A 20665-nucleotide genomic window follows, 5' to 3' on the forward strand; every position below is an offset into this window, starting at 1 on the left:
GGCGCGCGACTGGATGGAGGCGCGGGCCGAGGACCTTCTGCCCGTGGAATATTTCCACGTGGTCTTCACCCTCCCGGCCGAGATTGCGCGGATCGCCCATTGGAACAAGAAGGCGATCTACGGGCTGCTGTTCAGAGCGTCGGCCGAAACGGTGATGACCATCGCGGCCGATCCCAGGCGCATGGGCGCGCGGGTGGGCATGACCAGCGTGCTGCATACCTGGGGATCTGCTCTGACGCATCATCCCCACATCCACATGATCGTGCCCGGCGGCGGCCTGTCGCCCGACGGGACAAGGTGGGTCGGCTGCCGCCCTGGATTCTTCCTCCATGTGCGGGTGCTGTCGCGGTTGTTCAGGCGCCTGTTTCTGGAAGGACTGATGGAGCTGCACCGGACCGGGCAACTGGCCTTCTTCGGTGATCTCGCAGGGTTGGCCAGCGTGGACACCTTCACGACCTGGCTCACCCCGTTCCGCAAATCCGAGTGGGTGGTCTATGCCAAGCCACCCTTCGGAGGCCCCGAGGCCGTGCTGGCCTATCTGAGCCGATACACCCACAAGGTCGCGATCTCGAACACCCGCCTGATCAGCGCCGATGCCGATACCGTCGCCTTCCGCTGGAAGGATTACCGCATCAAGTTCGGCGACCGGCAGAAGGTCATGCGCCTGGCCACGCCGGAGTTCATTCGCCGGTTCTTGATCCACGTTCTACCTGACGGCTTTCATCGTATTCGGCATTACGGGCTGCTGGCCAACACGACCCGCAAGGGCAACATCAGAAAGATCCGCGCCTTGCTCTGCGTCCAGCAGCCTGAACAGGTCGCCGCGCCAGAGCCAGTGCCCGAGTTCATCCCGCTCACCCTGCGCGAGCCATGTCCCTGCTGCGGCGGTTCCATGCGTATCATCGAGATCTTCAGGCGAGGACAGAAACCAATGTCGCGTGCCCCACCGTGGGAGCAGGCCGCATGACGTATCGCATGTCATCCATTACGGACCACCACCGGCTACAGACCGTAGGCCCGGTCCAAACAGCGCGCTTTCGTTTACTTGCAAAGCGGCACAAGGCGGTAGTATCTCCAGAACGCACGGCCTCGTCGGGATCATCAGCTGGGTTTGAGACCGTATCCGGCGCCTGCCTCGCCATCAGCCGCACCCCGGATGCAGCCGCCGCCGCGCCCGTCCGCGCACTTTCCCCATAGCCTGATCCAAGGCCCCCGCGGCTTCCACCTTGGGAGGTTTTCCAACGCGGGTCGTGGTCGCGCCAGTGCGCAACGTGCCGCCGCGACCCGCATCAAAAAACCTTCACCAGAGGCGCCGATTGTCCACTCTCAGTCGTGCTGCGGTGCGGCCCGTCGAACTGGTCATTCGATGCGCACGCACATTCAGGGCGTCGACGAATGACTGCAAGGCGGACAGAGCGGACCCCCACGTTAAAAGCCCGAATGTCGGCTTTCAGGAAACCGTTTAACAAACGGTGATTTTTGGAACATTGAGAATTTACCTTTTGGGGCCGCAACGACATTTTTAGCACGGCAATAAAATTGCATCTTCAATCCGGAATTATCGCTCCTAAATGCTTTAACTTGTGTTCAGGTTCGACATGGATTGTAACCTTGGCACCATCCAAATGATCTTTCAAAGACTCCTCCATCCGGTCACAGATTTCATGAGCTTGAAAGACAGTCGTTTCACCGGGCACGACGAGATGGAAATCAATAAATATTGCCGCGCCTGCGTGCCGTGTCCGAAGATCGTGCGCTTGCATTGCGCCATCCAGTTGTGACGCGATAACATTACGGATCGCGTCGAGTGTCTGCGCTGAGACGGCCTCATCCATCAGACCGCTCAGGGACTCTTTGACGATTTTCGAACCTGACCAGAGGATGTTGATGGCCACGAGCGCTGCCAGTGCCGGATCCAGTATCCACCATCCTGTTGCAACAGCCAGAATAACGCCAGCGGCAACCCCGACAGAGGTAAGAACATCCGTAATCAGGTGTTTTCCATCGGCCACCAAGGCCGGTGATTTCTGTGCTCGTCCACGTGTGATCAGCACCCAAGCCCACAGCCCGTTTATGACTGTTGCCGTCATGTTCACAAGAAGCCCTTCTACTGGGGCATCAAGCATGACTGGCTGCATGAAGCCGTGGTAGGCTTCGCGAAAAATAAGCAGTGCGGCAACGATGATCATTACACCTTCGAGGACAGCACTGAAGAATTCTGCTTTGTGATGGCCGTAGGGGTGATTGGCATCAGCGGGTTTCGCCGCGATATGGATCGCGACGAGCGCGGCGAACGCTGTTGCGACATTGACCGTGCTTTCGAGTGCATCTGATAAAAGTGCGACCGAACCAGTTATCCAGTAGGCAAGGGCTTTCAATCCCAAGACAGCAAAGCCGACGAAAATACTGCCAATTGCAAGCTTGATAGTGGTCATGTTGGCCGTTCCTCCAGTCCTGATCACGGCAGTTAGACTGCGCGATACAATGGTGCAAGCCGCTGACTTTGCGAGTGAAAGTCATGTTCAAATTAATCTATATTTCTATAGCTGGGATGCTCCCAAAACTCCCGTTTCTGGCTGGGGCGTAAAACGCCTCATTTTCGGCTGCCACAAATCCCGTTCAAAACCTAACCAGTTTTCGAAGGTTCTTGGCTCTCTCTTGCAAGCAGACATCCATGCATCACGCAGCATCGGTAAAAATGGGCTCTAAGCCGACTTGCGGCGTTGCAGCACTCGACGTTGGGTCATCAACGCCCCTGACAGGTTGGTCCGATGACCGCTGTCAGCCCCAAAGCGGCCTATGAATGGTCTCCAGTCGGACGTGCCAGCACATGCCCGTTAGGTTGGAAAGCGGACGCTACAATGGCCTCATCTACCCATGACGCTCACAGGCGACAACGAGTATCGAACGCAACGCATTAATCAAGCCAGCTTCCCTAAAATGGCGAGTCGAAGTCATCGACTTCCAGATCTACCGACGTAGCCATTTTCAGAATTACGTCAGCTAAGTTCATCAGAAAGGTCTGGTCAATTTGATGTAATTCCCCAGTTTCCCTGTCCAAGCCGTTCCTATGAACGCAGTCGTGACGCATTTTTATGCTTTTCTGGATCAAATCCAGATCGGCACCTTTTGGCAGAATGTCGATGCCGAGACCAACGCGAAAAAGGCTGTTTGCCTTCTTGATGTCGTGGAAAGAAACAGCTCGAAGATACTCAAGCAGTCTTACTTTCGCAAAGTCGTCAATGCCCATGGCGTCAGAGAGCTTGAACTGCTTATTTCCAATTTCTAAACTCTTGGAAGACAGCAGCTTTTCTTGAGCTTTTGAGCTGTTCGCAACGGTGAGAATCAACGTGTCAGCAAGAAAGACCTCAAGAGCGGTTATACTCTGAGCCAAGAGCATTCGAGCCAGCATCTGCGACTGGGCATCTGACACGATGCTAGAAGTCAGGGATCCAACATCTTCCATTGTTTGATTGAATGCGCGGAATACCGGGCGAGAGAACTGCTCTTGCTCCTCAAGCCACTCGTAGTAGTCGTGATCGTAATCGTCATAATCACTGGACGTGCCCCGCATAGGGTCGGCTGTGATATGAATTTCGGGATGGTCATCAAGCTCTATTTTACAGCTATCCCAATCTGTATTGACCCATCCGTCAAACTGGTGACCGTTGAAGCACTCTAAGCTAATCGGCAACTGTTTGCCGTCACCGTCATCAAATACTACCGGCAGCTCGGTGGTTCCATCCACGTCTTCTTTGCAGTCTGGACAAAAAAAAGAAACGTCGCTCGGTTCCCAAAGCGTTTCTTCCATTTCCATCATGAGCGCTTTGGCTCTGCCCATGTTTCTTGCCCAAAATCAACTTTCATTGCCAATCAAGTTTAGAGGCTATCCTCTACGCTGGCCATGCTCAAACGCTCTGGGTCCGCTTTCATTAAGCTTCACCGCTGCGTTTAGCATATAGTTCAACGTCCGGTTTGGGCCGTCCTCGTCTCGAAGGGCGACCACAATTCGCAACTTTGCAAAGTTCACTATCTGCGCATTGCTGACCTTGATGCATAGCGCAGCATCGACGCAATGATCTTTGGAGGGTGAACGGCCGCTTATTCCTCGCACGCACGAGCCTTTCGCAATCGCAGCGAATGGCCGGAAGCCGCACCTCGTGCTGAATTTACCCGGCTTATCGATGACGGCCTGACCAGACATTGTTCTCCTGCGCAGCAAAGACCCGGTGGCAGCGGGTTTCCGCTGGATGCCGTTTGTAGCAACTCATCCGCAAACATGCCAGCGGATGCTTCACGGCGCTGATCGGTGGCGTGCCTCATCCGGCGCGCCAGTATCTGCTCTCAATGCGCGACGCCATGGGGTTGTCAGACAAATCGACGAACACGACGCGAAGTCTTGGTGCGCAGGTTTTCGGGCACCTGAGAAGCCAAAACGTTTGAACGATTGAGCCCGCCCTATTCGTTGGATTTCGTCTACGCCGCGCTGTCGCTGCGATAAGGATCTGAAGTCGTGGTTGCTGACGCGTTCGGCGCTGCAAATGATGCGGCGCATTGGAGAACCATGTCAAAAGATGATTTCGCAGCCCTGAAGGAAGGATCGCAAGGCATCGCTTCGGAGATGTTCGAAGCCGCTGTGCCTGTCGAGCACAGCATCCTGCTCGCGGTGAAAGAGCCCTCGTTTTCGGAGTTCAGCCCGATCTCGGTAAGCGATCTAGCAAACCAGGCCGAGCTCGAAAAGACGGCCGTAGAGGTGCTCTACGAGACCGTTGAGACCGGAGAGGTTAAGGACGACGCCTCCTGGATCCAGTAATCCGAAACCCTCTGAATCACGTCACAAGGCAGTCACCTCTAGACCATCGGTGGCTGCTGCATTTGCGGGATCGTTTTAATTGATAGTGCCGCGCTAAAGTTGTCTTCCCATCCAGCTTGGATGTCACTATCCGTCACTTCACATATCATGGATGACATAGATGGCTGACAGTGTTTCAAAAATCGGGATCGGACTTGTGCTTGTCGGGGCGTTTGCGTTCGTCGTTTATCTGCAAAAAGCGGAAGCGGCCAAAGTTGAGCATAAGGCAGAGCAATCTCGCATTGAAAGAGCAGCGCGAGCTGAAAGGGCAGAAGAAGAGCTCCATGCATACGTCTCCAATCTTCATCCTGGCGATCTGATCAACCTCGGCAACAATTGCATCGCTCAGATCACAGAGCAGATGAATGACCGTGACACCTTTTCCTGGGACTTCATCGATCTCAATCCGCGAAAATTCGAAGATCTGGAGACGGCGAATCTTATGGGTCTGCGGATGACCGCGTTCGGCTTTGAGATCACCGGAAAATCTTTGGTGAAGCCGCAACTCGCGACGATAGAAGCGGCTAAAGAGTATTTGTCGAATCCGGTCCGGTTCGAATTTGTCACAGTGTCAAAATTTGACAGCTACGGCGGCTTGAATGAGAGACTGGACCTCACCGTGTGTTATCTGACCGAACCCGGCGAGATGAGCCTTCGCGAAGCCGGAAGCTTTATACTCCAAAAATAGGGCGGTTGATCGGGACAGATTGCATGCCGAAACCAGCTTCGGATCTCGGTCGTATAGCTTCGATTGAGACTGTTCTAACAATTCCTAGACATCATACTTGCTCGCCCGACCTCATCCGGGCAGTCTCCCGGAAGTTGTGTAAGATTTTAGGAAGACGAAATGCGGAAATTGGTGACAATAGTCGGCCTGGTGCTGGTGGCGGGGCCGGCTGCGGCAGATACCTTTCAGGTTTTCGACTAAGTGGGCCTATGTCACGCCCTTGCGCATTAAGTCAGCGATATCGTTGGTGCTTTAATAGATATGTCCGGTTTCGACCGCGGCGCTCTCGTTCCGGAGCAAGGCGCGAGGTGGAATGAAATCACACATAAGGCGTAGATAACAACACACATCGCGTCAAGCTTGACGCTCGGCTACTCCCCAGATCGATCATACAGACCAAACACGTCGCGCCCAGTATCTGATTTTAATAGATAAAAATGGTGCTGTGAGAGAGGATTGAACTCTCGACCTCACCCTTACCAAGGGTGTGCTCAAGATGCTCGCAAGTGCTCGCCAGTCCTATAAAAAGTCAGTAAAGCAAGGGTATCGGTACTTGCATCTACGCGTCTTTGCTCGTAGTTTCTATAAATTGTGCGTGCCGGGTGCGTGCCGGGATAGTTGCTCTTAGGGGAAGTGGTGGCAAGTAAAGGTTCGAGTTCAGGAGGTTTGAGGTCTTCGACGGGTGCGGTAAACTTGACCGAAGCAAAAATTGCGCGTGCAGTCTCGCGAGATGTGCGTTGGTTATTGGCGGACGTGACCGTTCGGGGTTTGGTTGTGCGGATCGAACCTAGCAGCTCAAAAACCTATTTTGCCCGATCGAGGATTGGCCGAGGCCGCGACGCCCGCTGGGCTGAAATTAGGATTGGCGAGCCTGGTCAAATAAGTCTTGCAGATGCAAGAGATCGTGCCCGTAAATTGTTGACTGATATGAGAGCGGGCGTTGATCCTAGGACGCCGCAGCCAGGAGGCACTTCCGTTGACGAAGTCATTAGGCGGTACGACGAGCGATTGAAACAACGCGAAGTCGTAAAGCGGCGAGATGTTATTCGAAGCTTAACCAGCAACTTGACGTATTTAAAAAAATTACCGGTCGGTCAGCTGACACGGGCCAACTTGGTTTCTGTCATCGACAACATTGAGGCGGATGGACGGCCAGGTGCTGCGGATGACTTTCGAAAGCATGTTGTTGCAATGCTTAATTGGTCCGTGGGTGCGGGTCTTTTGCAAGCTAGTCCAATGTCGGGATACAGACGCGAGCGGTCAACGAGGGCTCAGCGCCTCGAGCGCGCAAAGTCAGTGTTCAAGAATGACGCCGAAATTGCCAGTTTTTGGGCGGCGTCATCGCAAGTGTCAAACCCGATGTTTGCTGCCTTTCTGAGGTTCCTCTTGTTGACGGGGCAGCGAAGAACGGAGACTTCGTGCCTGAGATGGTCAGATCTGCATCTTGACGTAGACCAAGGGAAGTGGGCCATTCCGGCCAATGTACGGAAGATGGGTGATGCGCATGAGGTGCCGCTTGGCAAGTTAAGCGTCGAGATCCTCAACCAGTTGCCGAAGCATAGTAGTGACCTGGTTTTCCCAGGCAGGGGCGGCGTGCACATGAGTGGCTGGAGTAAGCGGCTTGCTCCAGTTCGATCAGCCTTAGATATGCGAGACTTTGCGTTTCATGCTTTGAGACGGACGTACCGTACCGGGATGGGGGAGTTGGGTGTGCCGTTTGAGATTGCCGAACTTATGATTGGGCATGCCCGGCCCGACCTCGTGAGACGTTATGATCGAGGCACATTGTGGCGCCAGAGAGTTAGGGCTCAAGAGCAGTGGGAAGGCTATATCGAAGGATTGATTAGATGAACGACGATGCGGATCCCAGGATACAGAAACTTAGGGGTGACCTTACTGTTGTTCATGACAGAATGACCTCTCATCTAGAACAGAGGGGAAAGCAGCTTCGGGAAATACCAGATTGGGCGTTGGAGAGTTATCTGGAGGAGGCCAAGCATGCCCCAGTGGTGCGGAGAGAGAACGAAGCTCTCCAGAGCAAGCTTGCGACATACAGCAAGGGGCCGTTGAAAAGAAAACAAAGCTCAATCGAACACGTCAAAAATATCGCTGCCATCATGGCTGACATTCGAGATAACTCACCAGAGAGAAGCGAAGCTACGATACGTAAAATTGCAAACAAACAATACGGCAAGTTGATGGTGGAGCAGCAGCTTCCAAATGCGAACGTTCCATTTTACAGAGACGATGCATATTTGCGTAGGATGTTACGAGGGCTTTCTAAAAAAGCGGATTAACTTACAAAATATATTAAATACCAGAGAAGACTGCAATTCTCTGCGATGACTAGGGGTACAATAGCGCCCATTATCTCCTGACACCTACGTGTGAGGAGAAGACCATGCCAATCAAACAAACGACGGTACGCAGGCCTGAACATCTGTTCGATGACGTTCTCTATTCCACTAGGGAGGCTGCGGCATTCTTGGGGCGATCGCATCGCACCTTGGAGGCTTGGCGCCGTACCGGCATTGGGCCGCGCGTGACGCGTATTCACCAGAAGGCACTACCATACTATCTCGGGCGCCACCTGCGCGAAATTCTTGAAGGGGGCGATCACCGTGCCGTCTAGGTGTGAAGGGCAGCCTATCGGCGGTGCTTTTGCATGAAGATCTTGCGGAGATGACGCTGTCTGCAAATGCGACCGGATCGGTAATTGGACGCCTTGCGCTAAAAAAACCGGTGCCTTTTGGTTCATACCCAGCGTGCTGCTATTGCGCTCCCGGTCAAGTTCGTCGTTCGTAAATGTGCTGGCTACTGCCAAGTGCAGCGCGCATTGCGATTTGTTGTGCTGAGAGAGGTTCCCCAAATGTCTAACCGTACAAGTTCGACCTCTGGGGTAACATCTCAGGCTGAACAAAGTGATCCGATCCGAGCTGAACTCACGATCCTGGCCGCGAACAGCTTCGTGGGCAAAAGCTTTGCGCTCGGAGCCGACGGTCAGATCGAAAAAGTGGCGGCGGGCAACCATTCCGAGTGGGGTGCTGGCCGCCTAAATATCTCCACAGCAGAAGAGTTCGTCCGACTTTTGGAGCAGCTTTCTCCTGAAATGGCCTTAGTACTTGGCACCGCACCAGACTTGCCGGAATACTTTTCGTTGACGCGGAACGGGACTAGACGGACGCGAGAGACATTCCACCTCGCAAATGGGCCGGGTTGGCTTCTATTGGATTACGACACCGATCAGATGCCCCCAGGGGTGAAGCAACGCATCGATGAACTGGGTGGGCCGGTCGCCGCCATGGAATGCGTTTGGCCTGAACTCAAAGATGCTTGTCGTGTCTGGAAACCATCAAGCTCGGGTGGTGTGCACAAAACCGGAGATGAAGCCCCAGCCGATATTAACGGCTTCCATCTCTACGTCCTCGTTTCTGATCAGTCGAAGAGCAAGGAAATTTTGGAGACCCTGCAGCTTCGAGCATGGGCTGACGGCCTCGGCTGGATTAAAGCGTCCGCCTCTGGCGCTCTGTTAACGCGCTCGATTTTTGACACGACGGTTTGGGGGCCAGAGCGTCTTGTTTTTGCTGGCCCGCCAGAACTCGGCGAAGGCGTCTCAAGAACAGCGCCACCAATTGTCAGCCAAGAGGGTGACATCCTGAGCCCGCCGCAGCGGCCAGTTGGAACGGCAGGGGAAGAAGCAATCCGTGTCGCGAAAGAGGCAATCAGACCGACGGCAATCAAGAAGGAACGTGCCTGGATAAAAGATCAAGTAAGACGGGTGATGACCCAAAAGAATGTCTCCGCACGCGCGGCTTTCACGACCGTCAAGGCGATGATCAAACAGCACCTACTTGAGGACGACGCGGCGCTTCAGATGAACGACGGAAACGTAGTCCGGGTTGGCGATCTACTTGATCAAGGCCGGAAGGTCGACAAGCTATCCATCCCGTCGCCGTTGGACGGCCTGTCTTATGGGACGGGTAAAGCGACGCTGTTGTGGGGCGAGGGAAGAAATCCCGTCATCGTCGATCACGCCCATGGTTTGCGGCGCGTATTCCGGTTTGCGCGCTTTGCCGATGTCAACGATCGCTTTGAATATGGTGGCGGGTTGCCTTCTGCCAGTCCACTTCCGGATGCCTCGGTAAAAGGTATGACGGCACTCTTGAGCAAAAGCGAGCTGAACAATGCGGGCCCAAATGCGATGGCAGTCGCGAACAGGCTGTTTTTCTCCGTACCGGCGCAGCGGTCCATCGATGACTTGGTGACTTGGGTTAAAGATCGTCTTCCGCCTGATATCCTCCCAGACGGGTTCTATCAGGCACTAGAGAGCCGTCTTCGCTTCAGGCATACAAAGCGGAAAGAGAGTGTCCTCAGACCTTACACGCTGGGTGCGAATTTTTTTAAACTGCACCGTGTTCACTACGTCGACAGCCTCGTTGGAGCCGTTGCAGGCCTGCCCACGGGCGTTGTGGTGGTGCGGGCACCACTAGGGTTCGGCAAGACCCAGCATGTCGGCGCGTCACTCGTTTGCGCCGCCAAAAAGCGGGGCCTCTCAGTCATGGCCATGTGCCACCGAGTTTCTTTGACAGCAGAGTTGGCAAATCGCTTCGACCTGGCCAACTATTCGCAAATGCGGAACGAAGACATTGCGAGCTGTGGGGGCATCGCAGTGTGCCTGCCGTCCACAACCCGCGCAGATATTGTCGAGATGATGCCAAAGCCTGATGTCGTCTTTATTGATGAGGTGAGGCAGGTCCTGTCTTCTCTCGCAAACCCTGAGTATTGCCGCACGAAGGATGCCAATGCTGCGGGGGTCTATGAGCGGTTGAAGCAACTGATCACGGATGCGCGCACGGTGATCGTGGCTGATGCGCATGTGGATAGCCGGACGTTACAATTTCTCCAGGAATGTCGCCCGGGTGAACGCTTCCAGATCATAATCGCAGAACGCCAGCAGGTAAATCGCTCCGTTGAGTTCCGCTACGGCTCGTCTCAGGGTGTCCGAACCAGCGTCATCGGGGACATTGCGATTGAACTCACAGGAGGCGGAAGGGTCTGGCTCGCCTGCGAGAGCAAGAAGTTCGCCCACGCGATGGAGAGATATTTTACTGACTTAGGCTATCGGGCCATCGCCATTACGGCGGAGACAAAGAACAGGGATGCGCAGGCGGCTTTTCTGTTGGATGCAGAGCAATCCAGCTTGTCTTACGATATTGTCATTGCGTCGCCGGTGATTTCGAGTGGCCTTTCGATCGAGCATCGTGGCGCACCTCACTTTACCTTGGTGGCGTTTTTGGGGTCGGGAAATGCGATCACGCCGGGAGATGCCGTGCAGCAACTTGCGCGCGTCCGTTATGTCGACCGTTTCCTTGTGGGTGTAATGCACAATAACCTGTCGCGTGGCGTCATAGCCGAGCAAGTCATCAAAGGGCGATCCGAGGCTCTAACGCTCCAAGGGGATCGGATTGATCTGACGCCATACGATCGCCTTGTCGCCGAGTTGCAAGCCGATCAAGCAAATAGCCGCGCTGATTTCGCGGCAGGTTTGTATTGGCTTCTCGAGCGTGAAGGCTGGTCTGTGCGGCGGGGATCATCAGGCGATCACGAAGTGGACATAGGAGCAGCATTGGATGTTGAACGGAAAGCGCGTGAAGACAGGTTAATTGCTGCGCCATCGCTTCCCAGCGTGGTGATTATCGAGAAATTGCGTTCATTGCGCCAAACGCAATCGCCGACCACTAGGGAAACGCAGGCTGAGATTGACGATCTTGAAGTTCAATTGGAGGCGGCGCGCATCCGCGAAGCTTTGGGTGTCCAGAAATTGCTGCCAGAGGACATTGAGCTTTGGGACGAGGGTCAACTGGTGCCCAAGGTGGAGCGGTTCGCTGATTTTTGGGGTATTGGAGACTTGCAGCCGAACTTAGGCGTACAGTCGTTTGCAGAGCTATCTTTGCGCACTGCGCGGCGGAAGCTCTACTCAGAGTTACTTGCGGGGTATAATATCGCGAAACCAGACTGGCTGACGCCTCCAGCTGCCGATGCCATTCTGGATCGCGTGATGATCAATCCCGGGCTTTATGCCGCTTGCGGGATCGTTGGGATGAAGTACACAACAGGCTTCCTCGATAAGTCTGGTGAGGTTGTGCCTCTAAAACGACCTGCCTACGCAGTTCGGGAAGTGAAGATGATCCTAGAGCGGGCGGGTCTGGGTGCTCTTGGGAGACAGGCGCGAGTGTCACAGATGGGGCCACTTCTAGTTAATACTAAAGGGGCGAACTGTGACAGATCGCGGGTCTGGCTCTACACTACTCAAGGGCTGGTACTGATGCGCGATCTCGCTCGTGTCTGGCACGAAACGCAGATAGCACGATTGGATCCGACACGAGAAATGCCGGTCTCGTTGCGCCAGTTGAAGCGGAGCCTGAAGGCAGTTTTGCAGTGGTTGAGCGTCGCGGTTGAGCGGCGGACGGCCTACTGAGCCAAAGAAATTTTTCGGATGGCCGTCTCAAGCCGTTCGCCATAGCCAGTTGAGTGTTCGTTTGCATGCTGTTCTTGGGCGCGCACCTCTGACAAGCTTCGCGTCAATTCGACCAGGTCCTCCGGAGCAAATTCAACGGATTTTGGGCGAGGGTACAAATAGGGCAGGGTGCTCTTCCACGCATTGATGGCTTGGGAAATGTCCCCATCCATTTCGGCCTTTTCAGCGAGCCTAACCAATGCCTCGATCGGGCATTTGCCCGACGCAATCATCTTTTCTGCAAGCTCTTCGCTGCGACGCATGCGCGAACCCGCGGGGCGACCTGCTCCAGCTCGTTTGCCTCCGTGACCGCTTTTGTGACCTGCCATCTTGAATAACCGCCATTCTCTTTCAATGGGGTATCATGATACCACATTAACCGGTATTTATCCAAGGCTTTTGGGAGACGGAAGTCGAACTGCTCAATCCCGACGGTGACAGGATCTTATCCAAGCTTTTGACAGTAAACCAATCACCGCGGGGGGAGCTCGGCAATGGACTGGATGCCAACCGTTCGGCGGCTAACCCAGCTTGACCTCACGCTCGGGCTGCTGAATGGTAACCGCGATCATAAACCCTTTAATTGTTACCAGCGCTGCCTCCGTTTAGCCTGGCTGACATTTTGCCGACAAGGCTCTCCAGATGACCCTAGTAACACAATCAGAGATCAACAAGGCTGCATGGGGCGCGTGTGATACGTTCCGCGGGGTGGTCGATCCGTCGATCTACAAGGATTACGTCCTGACCATGTTATTTCTGAAATACGTCAGCGACGTCTGGAAGGACCACAAGGCCCGCTACTTGGCCGAGCATCCCGACGCGCCCGATCTGGTCGAGGCGATGATGCAGCAGGAGGCGTTCGTGCTGCCCGAGGGTTCCAGCTTCGATGCTCTTCACAAGCGCCGCCACGAAGCTGGAAATGGCGAGCGGATCGATAAGGCCCTGCATGCTTTTGAGGAAGCCAATGGCGACAAATTGCGCGATGTTTTCCAGGACATCAGCTTCAACTCCAACAAGCTGGGCGCCGAAGAGCAGAAGAACGACATCCTCCGCCACTTGATGGAGGATTTCGCCAAACCGCAAATGGACCTGCGCCCGTCGCGGGTGGGCCGGTTGGACATCATCGGCGGGGCCTACGAGTACTTGATCAGTCGCTTTGCTGCGACGGCAGGTAAGAAAGCGGGCGAGTTCTATACCCCCGCCGAGGTCTCGACCCTGATGGCGCGACTGGTCGACCCGCAGGAAGGCGATGACATCTGCGATCCGGCCTGCGGCTCGGCCTCTTTGTTGATGAAATGCGGGCGGCAGATACGCGACAGGACCGGGACCAAACGCTATGCGCTGTTCGGACAGGAGGCGATCGGCTCGACCTGGGCGTTGGCTAAGATGAACCTGTTTCTGCATGGTGAGGAAAACCATCAGGTTGAATGGGGTGACACAATCCGCAACCCGAAACTGCGGACCTCGGACGACATGTTGCGCCATTTCGACGTGGTCGTGGCCAACCCGCCGTTCTCTCTGGATAAATGGGGCACCGAAGCCGCTGAGGCAGACAAGTTTGGGCGGTTCCGCCGCGGTATCCCACCCCGGACAAAGGGGGATTATGCCTTTATTCTGCACATGATCGAAACGCTCAAGCCCAAGACTGGCCGCATGGCGGTGGTGGTGCCGCACGGGGTTCTGTTTCGCGGCTCTTCCGAGGGGAGGATCCGCCAGAAGCTGATCGAGGAAAACTTGCTGGATGCGGTGATCGGCCTGCCGGAAAAGCTGTTCTTTGGCACCGGCATCCCGGCGGCGATCCTGTTGTTCCGAAAATCCAAGCCAGACAAGACTGTGCTGTTCGTGGATGCCTCGCGGGAGTTCGTGTCCGGCACCAACCAGAACGCCCTGGATACCAGCCATATCGACAAAATCGCCGCCACGGTCGCGGCACGGGAGACGGTGGAGAAATACGCATACCGGGCGACGGTGGAGGAGATCGCCGAAAATGACTTCAACCTGAACATCCCTCGATACGTGGACACGTTTGAAGAGGAAGATGAGATCGACTTGATGGCCGTTCGGGAAGAACGCACCCGGCTAAAGGGTGACTTGGCCGAGTTAGAAACCCGCATGGTGGGATATCTGCGGGAGCTTGGCTATGGTGCCTGAAGGGTGGGCTGAGAAGCCACTGGAAAGCCTTACCAAGCAGAAGGTTACCTATGGAGTGGTCAAACCCGGAGACGAGCGCACGGGTGGCGTCCTCTTTGTGCGCGGCGGTGACTTTCCAAACGGAAAAATCCGTATCTCGGAGCTTCGCACGATCAACGGCGACGTATCCAAGGCTTACAAACGCACTCTCTTGCGTGGTGGCGAGATACTAGTGAGCCTAGTGGGATATCCTGGAGCGACTGCGATAGTTCCGAACGAGTTGGCAGGGGCGAACATAGCACGACAGGCTGCATTAGTTAGACCAAGCGAACGAGTTGACCGTGATTACCTCTTTCAGTTCCTGCGTTCCGATATCGGCCAGAAACGGATGCTGTCCCAGACCATTGGTTCAGCGCAGCAGGTCATTAATCTGAAAGATCTAAATGCGCTCCATGTTGTCTGTCCGCCACTCCCCGAACAAAAAAAGATCGCGGATATCCTCTCGACCTGGGACCGTGCCATCGAGACGAGCGAGGCGCTGCTGGCCACCGCCCGCACTCAGAAACGCGGCCTGATGCAATCCCTCCTCACCGGCAAGCGCCGCTTTCCCGAGTTCGAGGGGCAGGCGTGGCAAGAGATGCTGTTCGAAGAGTTATTCATCCGCGTTCGCCGCAAGAACACGGTCGGCAACGAAAAAACACTGACGATTTCCGGCCAAGACGGGCTGGTCTCACAGCTGGATTATTTCAACAAGCGCGTCGCGGCGGCTGACCTATCTGGTTACACGCTCTTGGTCGGTGGCGACTTCGCCTACAACAAAAGTTATTCGAGTGGCTATCCAATGGGTGCCATCAAGATGCTGCCCGATGGGCAGTCCGGCGTCGTGTCGAGCCTCTACCTGTGCTTTGCACTGGCTGATCAATACTCGCATTGCCGAGAGTTCTTCCGGCATTTCTTTGAATTTGGTTGTTTCAACCGCGAAATCTACAAGATCGCCCAAGAGGGCGCGCGAAATCACGGCCTGCTGAATGTCAGTGTGCATGATTTCTTCCGCGCCAAGATCACTGTTCCGGGGCGCGAAGAGCAGGAGCGTATCGCTGAGGCAATCGACGTTGCGGAACGAGAAGAGGCACATGATCGCGCGGTATTGGAAAAACTCCGCGCCGAGAAAAAAGCTCTGATGCAGCAACTGCTGACCGGTAAGCGTCGGGTGGAGGTGCATAAAGGTCGGTCGGTTCAGAATGCCTGACAACGAAGAGGTCGCCCCGACAATCAGCTATGCCGATGCACTTGGCAGTGAGGGTTTTCGTCATGGATATATTAAGTGCCGCTTGGTTCACTTGTCAGACCGTTCGTTCGTGATGCCGGATGTATTGATGGCAAGCGGTATGAAAAAGATGTTCTTCTCACCTCAATTCTTCACAGCCAATCGTATTGCTTGGTTCGGGGGAGATGGCGCTGCCGACCACTGCACTTTCGTGATGGAGTTGCTCGGGCAGGTAGAAATCAAGATTGCCTTCTTTCAAAATGGTCTTGTCAAAAGATGCGACGACCGATCCTTCATTTATAAATGCGCCTTCCGAGTCACAAATGACAAACCGTTTCCAGAACCGCAGGGTATCTGGCGGCGGCGCAGCGACCGATTTGAACTTGCTTTGTATCACCATACTAATGCGACTGGCGAGGCAGGCATACATGCTTCTGGGGAAATTTGGAGTTCGTCCTGGAATATCCAAGGCACTCAAAAACTAAAGAATATCGCCTACGGATACTTCACTAGCCTTCCGAAGATAGAGAACATCCTGCACCTAATGGAGGTCGCGATGTCCGAGACGGGCGTCACTCATTTCTTGCCGACGAATGCGCCGATGGACGCCATGTTTGCGCACCCTCTGAAGGTCTACAGACAGCAGACGAGGGATCGTGATCGACGCCTGCGCTTTTGGGTGGACACTGAAACGATTTCGCCTAGCCACCTTTGGCTACACAGGCCAATGAGTGAACCCGCGTATTATGAGGTTGTCCTGCCCAAAGTTTTCCGAGTGGGTGTCGAGCCGGCTCAGACCCTTCCCTTCAAAGGAACTGCGCTGACAATCAAGCCAGAAGACTGCAAGAATTTTCCCTACGCGATTGTTGGTGATGCTGACACTCAAGAGGGCCTGACGGCACCATACCACGAGGAAGAGACGCTGCATCTGGCCAAAGTAGATTACATTCCCGAGGAACTGGAGATTTTGGGGCGCTGGTATCAAAAGCAGAACACATATCTGTTTCCAGACATGGAAGTCGAGTTGGCGGAATTGATAAAAGACAGGACATAGTATGGGTCCCAACGCCCCTGACACCCGCGAAGAAGCCGCTGCCAAACTACCCGCCCTGCATGTGATGATGGCGATGGGCTGGGACTATCTGGCCCCGGCGCAGGCGCTGGCCATGCGTGGCTCTGAACGTGCCGTGTTGTTGACGGATGTTCTGCGGGGCCGGCTGACCAAGCATCGCTTCGACTTCAAGGGGCAGCGCTACCCACTGTCGTCTGAGGCTATCGCCGCGGTGATCCGCGAGTTGGGCAGGACCGGATTGAGCGAAGGGCTGATCCCGGCCAACAAGGCGATCTATCAGCACCTGACCTTGGGCATCACCGTGACCGAATTTGTGGACGGGCAGAAGGCGTCTGTTACCGTTCCGCTGATCGACTGGGCCGAAACGGCCAAGAATGTCTTTCACGTCACCGAGGAACTCTCGGTCGAGCGGCCCGCCGGGTTGGGGCGCTATCGCCCCGACATCGTGGGCTATGTGAATGGCATCCCGCTGACTGTGATCGAGGCGAAGCGCCCAGTTTCCTCGACCAAGGACAAGGCGATGGTTGATGAAGGGATCAGCCAGCACCTTCGCAACCAGATGGGCGACGGCATTCAAAATCTCTATGCTTATTCCCAGCTGCTACTGTCGATCTCCGGGGCCGAGGGGCGCTATGGAACGACCGGCACACCGAAAAAATTCTATTCGATCTGGCGTGAGGAAGACCTGAGCGACGGCGCGATGACCGCCATCCGCAACACGCACCTCACAAAGGCGCAGAAGGCTGCCCTATTCGCCGACAGACCCGCTTCGGCACGTAAGGGTTATGAGGCAATGCACGCCGCTCCTATGCTGCTGACCGAACAGGATAGGCTGATCATCGGGCTGCTGCGCCCGGATCGCCTGCTAGATATGGCGCGGCGCTTCACATTCTTTGATAAAAAGATCGGCAAGATGGTCGCGCGCTATCAGCAGGTGCAGGGCACCAAGGCCATCGTTGAGCAGGTGCGAAAGACAAAGCCTGATGGCAGTCGCGAAGGCGGGGTGATCTGGCACACAACTGGTTCAGGCAAGTCCAACCTGATGGTCCTACTGACCAAGGCGCTGCTGCTGGAGCAGATGCTGACCGACTGTCGGGTGATTATCGTAACGGACCGGGTTGATCTGGAAAAGCAATTGGCCGGCACTTTCCTGACTGGCGGGGCCTTCGGCTCGGATGTGGCGACCAAGAAAGACGGCGAAAAGGCCAAGGTGCAGTCGGGCCGTGATCTGGCCAAACGGATCGGCCAAGGCAATGAGCGGATTATCTTTACCCTGCTGCAAAAGTTCACCTCGGCGACCAAGCTACCTGAATGCCACAATCCGTCCGACAAGCTGATCGTTCTGGTGGATGAGGGCCATCGCAGCCAAGGCGGCGAAAACCATGAACGGATGCGCATGGCGTTGCCCAACGCCGCGTTCATCGCGTTTACTGGCACGCCATTGCTTAAAGAAGATAAGACCCGCAACAGGTTCGGACCGATCCTGCACGCCTATACGATGCAGAGGGCCGTAGAAGACGGGGCTGTGACCCCGCTGATCTATGAAGAGCGCAGGCCTGTGGTTGACGTCAACGACAAGGCAATCGACGCCTGGTTCGATAAAATCACGGTGGGCCTCTCGAATAAGCAGAAATTCGACTTGAAACAGAAGTTCGCCACGCGCGGTCGAGTTTACGGCGCGGGCAATCGGATCGATCTGATCGCCTGGGACATTGCCACCCATTTCACAGAGAACTTCGGCAAGCTCGACCTAGGCTTGAAGGCACAACTGGCCACGGACAGTAAGCTGTCGGCGATCCGCTACAAGCAGGCGCTCGATGCGACGGGCATGGTGACGAGCGCGGTGGTGATCTCTGCTCCCGATACGCGCGAAGGCCACACGGAAGCTGATGAGACCAAACTACCTGAGGTGCAAGCTTGGTGGAAAGCTAATGTTGACGGTGATCCAGCAGCTTATGAGGCCGAGATTATTGAGGATTTCAGCACAGAGGGGCCTCCTGACATCTTGATTGTGGTTGATAAGCTGCTGACCGGGTTTGACGAGCCTCGAAACGCCGTCCTCTACATCGATAAGCATCTAAAAGGCCATAACCTGCTCCAGGCCATCGCCCGGGTGAACCGCCTGCATGAGGCCAAGAAGCACGGTTTTCTCATTGATTACCGGGGCATTTTGGCCGAGTTGGATACCTCGATCCAAGACTATCAGGACCTCGCCGCACAGACGCAGGCTGGGTATGACATCGACGATCTGAAAGGCACGATCACCAACGTTTCGACTGAATACAAACGCCTTCCTGCACTGCATGATGCAGTCTGGGCCATATTCAGCGGCGTGAAGAACAAAGCGGACTTCGAACAGTTCCGTCAGGTGCTAGTTCCGAGCTACTCGGAGAGCGATGATGGCGGCACCGTCGACAATCGGCAGAAGATCCGTGAAGACTTCTACGACGCCCTCACAGCGTTCGGCATGTGCCTGAAACTGGCTCTGTCGTCACGGGCATTCTTCGAGGATGGGGCTTTTGACGAAAAGACCATCCAAGCCTACAAGCGCGATCTGAAATTTTTCACTGAGCTGCGCGTGCAGGCCAAACGCGATGCGCATGAGACCGTGGACTTCTCCGAGTACGAGGATCAAATCCGCAAGCTCATCGACAAGCAGGTGATTAGTCAAGAGATCGTCGATCCTGAAGGCGTGATCCTCGTCGGCACGATGGGCGGTAACGACGACCCCGACGAGTGGTCAGAGGAGAAGACACGCACCGAGGCGGATGTCATCAAGACCCGTATACGCAAGACCATTGAGCAGAGCCTGAACGATGACCCGCACGCACAGCGCGTGTTCTCTGAGATGCTGAAAGAAGCCATAGCCAATGCTGCGGCGATGTTCGAACACCCAAATAAGCAGTATGTACTGTTTAAGGATCTAGAGGATCTTGTCGCAAAGCGTGAGACGCCCGGCGTCCCGGATCGGTTCACGGATCGCCCCCGGGCACAGGCATACTTTGGCGCCTTTCTCGATCAATTAGGTGCGAAAGCGGAAGAGCAGTCTGAGGACGCCCTGGTGGCCGAAGCGATTCATATCGACGACACCGTCAACAATGCAGTGCATACCCACTCCATTAACCCCGGCAACATTGAGGCCGAGATCAGCAAGGCCCTACTACCGCGCTATTTCAAGTTCTTTGGTGGGTTGGACGACGCTAAAGCGATGATCGACCGGGTGATTGGTATCGTGCGGGCAGGTAAGGCGAGAGGCGCCTGATGCCATACTCCCATCTCTTGACATATGGCGATCAGAAAATTCCCTATAGCGTTAAGGTTGACGGTCAGCGCACGTCTCGGATCGCAATCCACGTTGAGCCGGACGGAGAGGTACTTGTCGACGCGCCCCCGGAGTTTGATGAAGCCGCAATTCGTGCCGCGGTGCAAAAACGAGCCCGCTGGATAATCGGTCATGTAGCGGAAGCCAGAGCCAGATTTGCACATGTCCGAACCCGCGAATATGTGTCAGGGGAGCAAATCCTATACCTTGGGCGCCGCTATGTCCTGAAAGTCCTGCCAACCGACAGCCGACCTAAGCGGGTTCGATTGAAAGGCAATCGTTTGGAGGTCGAAACCAGATCATCCGACCCCAACATCGTGTGTGGCAAGGTGCGCGGTTGGTATAAGGTGAAAGCACGAGACTACTTTGTCCGCAAGATCGACGAGGCTTCTGCACGCTTACCATGGGTCAACAAAGCGCCAGCGCTCCGGCTTCTGGAGATGAACACGCAATGGGGCAGCTGCTCACCCGGTGGTCAGATCATTTTGAACCCGCACTTGATCAAGGCTCCGCGTGCCTGCATCGAGTACGTCATCCTGCACGAAATGGCCCACCTCAAGCATCACGACCATGGACCTGCGTTTTGGCGACTGCTAGAAGAAAGCCTGCCGCAGTGGCGCGTCGCGAAGAAAACACTGGACGATATGGCTGAGCTTTTGCTGGTGGAGTAAACTCCGCGTTCCAGCCTGCATTTTACGGTATATGATTCAGCCGCAGTCCCAATCCGTCGGGATCTATTGAGGATCGCTTCGGTGCAGTTTTTCTTATGTGGTTGCCG

Annotated in this window: 14 protein-coding genes; 11 read left to right on the forward strand and 3 right to left on the reverse strand. The window is 55.2% G+C overall.

The window, feature by feature from the left end; all coding sequences use genetic code 11:
* Window positions 1–967, forward strand: a 967-nt coding sequence (locus ACEWPL_RS15115; protein ID WP_420744354.1) for an IS91 family transposase, incomplete at its 5' end; no start/stop codon positions are given.
* Window positions 968–1547: 580 nt separating this feature from the next.
* Here ACEWPL_RS15115 and ACEWPL_RS15120 read toward each other — a convergent pair.
* On the reverse strand, window positions 1548–2435 hold the full coding sequence (locus ACEWPL_RS15120; protein WP_393930507.1) for a cation diffusion facilitator family transporter: 888 nt from the start codon (window positions 2433–2435) through the stop codon (window positions 1548–1550).
* 500 nt (window positions 2436–2935) lie between these two features.
* The gene (locus ACEWPL_RS15125) at window positions 2936–3841 is read right to left on the reverse strand and encodes a hypothetical protein (protein WP_393930505.1); all 906 of its coding nucleotides are present in this window, start codon (window positions 3839–3841) and stop codon (window positions 2936–2938) included.
* Window positions 3842–4513: 672 nt separating this feature from the next.
* Here ACEWPL_RS15125 and ACEWPL_RS15130 point away from each other — a divergent pair.
* The 5 genes from ACEWPL_RS15130 to ACEWPL_RS15150 all read left to right on the forward strand — a co-directional run bounded on the left by ACEWPL_RS15130 (window position 4514) and on the right by ACEWPL_RS15150 (window position 12057).
* Complete coding sequence (locus tag ACEWPL_RS15130) at window positions 4514–4813, forward strand: hypothetical protein (RefSeq protein WP_393930503.1); 300 nt, start codon at window positions 4514–4516, stop codon at window positions 4811–4813.
* Window positions 4814–4973: 160 nt separating this feature from the next.
* Entirely contained in the window at window positions 4974–5540 is a 567-nt protein-coding gene (locus tag ACEWPL_RS15135) for a hypothetical protein (protein WP_393930501.1), read from the forward strand.
* A 732-nt stretch (window positions 5541–6272) separates the two neighbouring features.
* A complete protein-coding gene (locus ACEWPL_RS15140; RefSeq protein WP_393930499.1) occupies window positions 6273–7430 on the forward strand; it encodes a tyrosine-type recombinase/integrase in 1158 nt (385 codons plus the stop codon).
* The gene (locus ACEWPL_RS15145) at window positions 7427–7876 is read left to right on the forward strand and encodes a hypothetical protein (RefSeq protein ID WP_393930497.1); all 450 of its coding nucleotides are present in this window, start codon (window positions 7427–7429) and stop codon (window positions 7874–7876) included. The genes ACEWPL_RS15140 and ACEWPL_RS15145 overlap by 4 nt, the downstream gene beginning before the upstream one ends.
* Before the next feature lie 572 nt (window positions 7877–8448).
* Window positions 8449–12057: a plasmid replication protein, CyRepA1 family gene (locus tag ACEWPL_RS15150; RefSeq protein WP_393930495.1), complete on the forward strand. Its 3609-nt coding sequence runs from the start codon at window positions 8449–8451 to the stop codon at window positions 12055–12057.
* On the opposite strand, the gene ACEWPL_RS15155 is transcribed toward ACEWPL_RS15150, so the two are convergent.
* On the reverse strand, window positions 12051–12359 hold the full coding sequence (locus tag ACEWPL_RS15155) for a hypothetical protein (protein ID WP_393930493.1): 309 nt from the start codon (window positions 12357–12359) through the stop codon (window positions 12051–12053). The two genes, ACEWPL_RS15150 and ACEWPL_RS15155, sit on opposite strands and share 7 nt — an antisense overlap.
* Window positions 12360–12738: 379 nt before the next feature.
* Here ACEWPL_RS15155 and ACEWPL_RS15160 point away from each other — a divergent pair, with 379 nt between their 5' ends.
* The 5 genes from ACEWPL_RS15160 to ACEWPL_RS15180 are packed head-to-tail and all read left to right on the forward strand — an operon-like array spanning window position 12739 to window position 20558.
* Window positions 12739–14247: a type I restriction-modification system subunit M gene (locus ACEWPL_RS15160; RefSeq protein ID WP_393930491.1), complete on the forward strand. Its 1509-nt coding sequence runs from the start codon at window positions 12739–12741 to the stop codon at window positions 14245–14247.
* On the forward strand, window positions 14237–15475 hold the full coding sequence (locus ACEWPL_RS15165; protein ID WP_393930489.1) for a restriction endonuclease subunit S: 1239 nt from the start codon (window positions 14237–14239) through the stop codon (window positions 15473–15475). Before ACEWPL_RS15160 ends, ACEWPL_RS15165 begins: the two co-directional genes overlap by 11 nt.
* A complete protein-coding gene (locus ACEWPL_RS15170; RefSeq protein ID WP_393930487.1) occupies window positions 15468–16547 on the forward strand; it encodes a hypothetical protein in 1080 nt (359 codons plus the stop codon). The genes ACEWPL_RS15165 and ACEWPL_RS15170 overlap by 8 nt, the downstream gene beginning before the upstream one ends.
* Window position 16548: 1 nt before the next feature.
* The gene (locus ACEWPL_RS15175) at window positions 16549–19827 is read left to right on the forward strand and encodes a type I restriction endonuclease subunit R (RefSeq protein ID WP_393930485.1); all 3279 of its coding nucleotides are present in this window, start codon (window positions 16549–16551) and stop codon (window positions 19825–19827) included.
* On the forward strand, window positions 19827–20558 hold the full coding sequence (locus ACEWPL_RS15180; protein ID WP_393930482.1) for a M48 family metallopeptidase: 732 nt from the start codon (window positions 19827–19829) through the stop codon (window positions 20556–20558). The genes ACEWPL_RS15175 and ACEWPL_RS15180 overlap by 1 nt, the downstream gene beginning before the upstream one ends.
* The last annotated feature ends 107 nt before the right edge of the window (window positions 20559–20665 follow it).

It is taken from the genome of Roseovarius roseus (assembly GCF_043355935.2).
In the GTDB taxonomy this organism is placed as follows: domain Bacteria; phylum Pseudomonadota; class Alphaproteobacteria; order Rhodobacterales; family Rhodobacteraceae; genus Roseovarius; species Roseovarius roseus.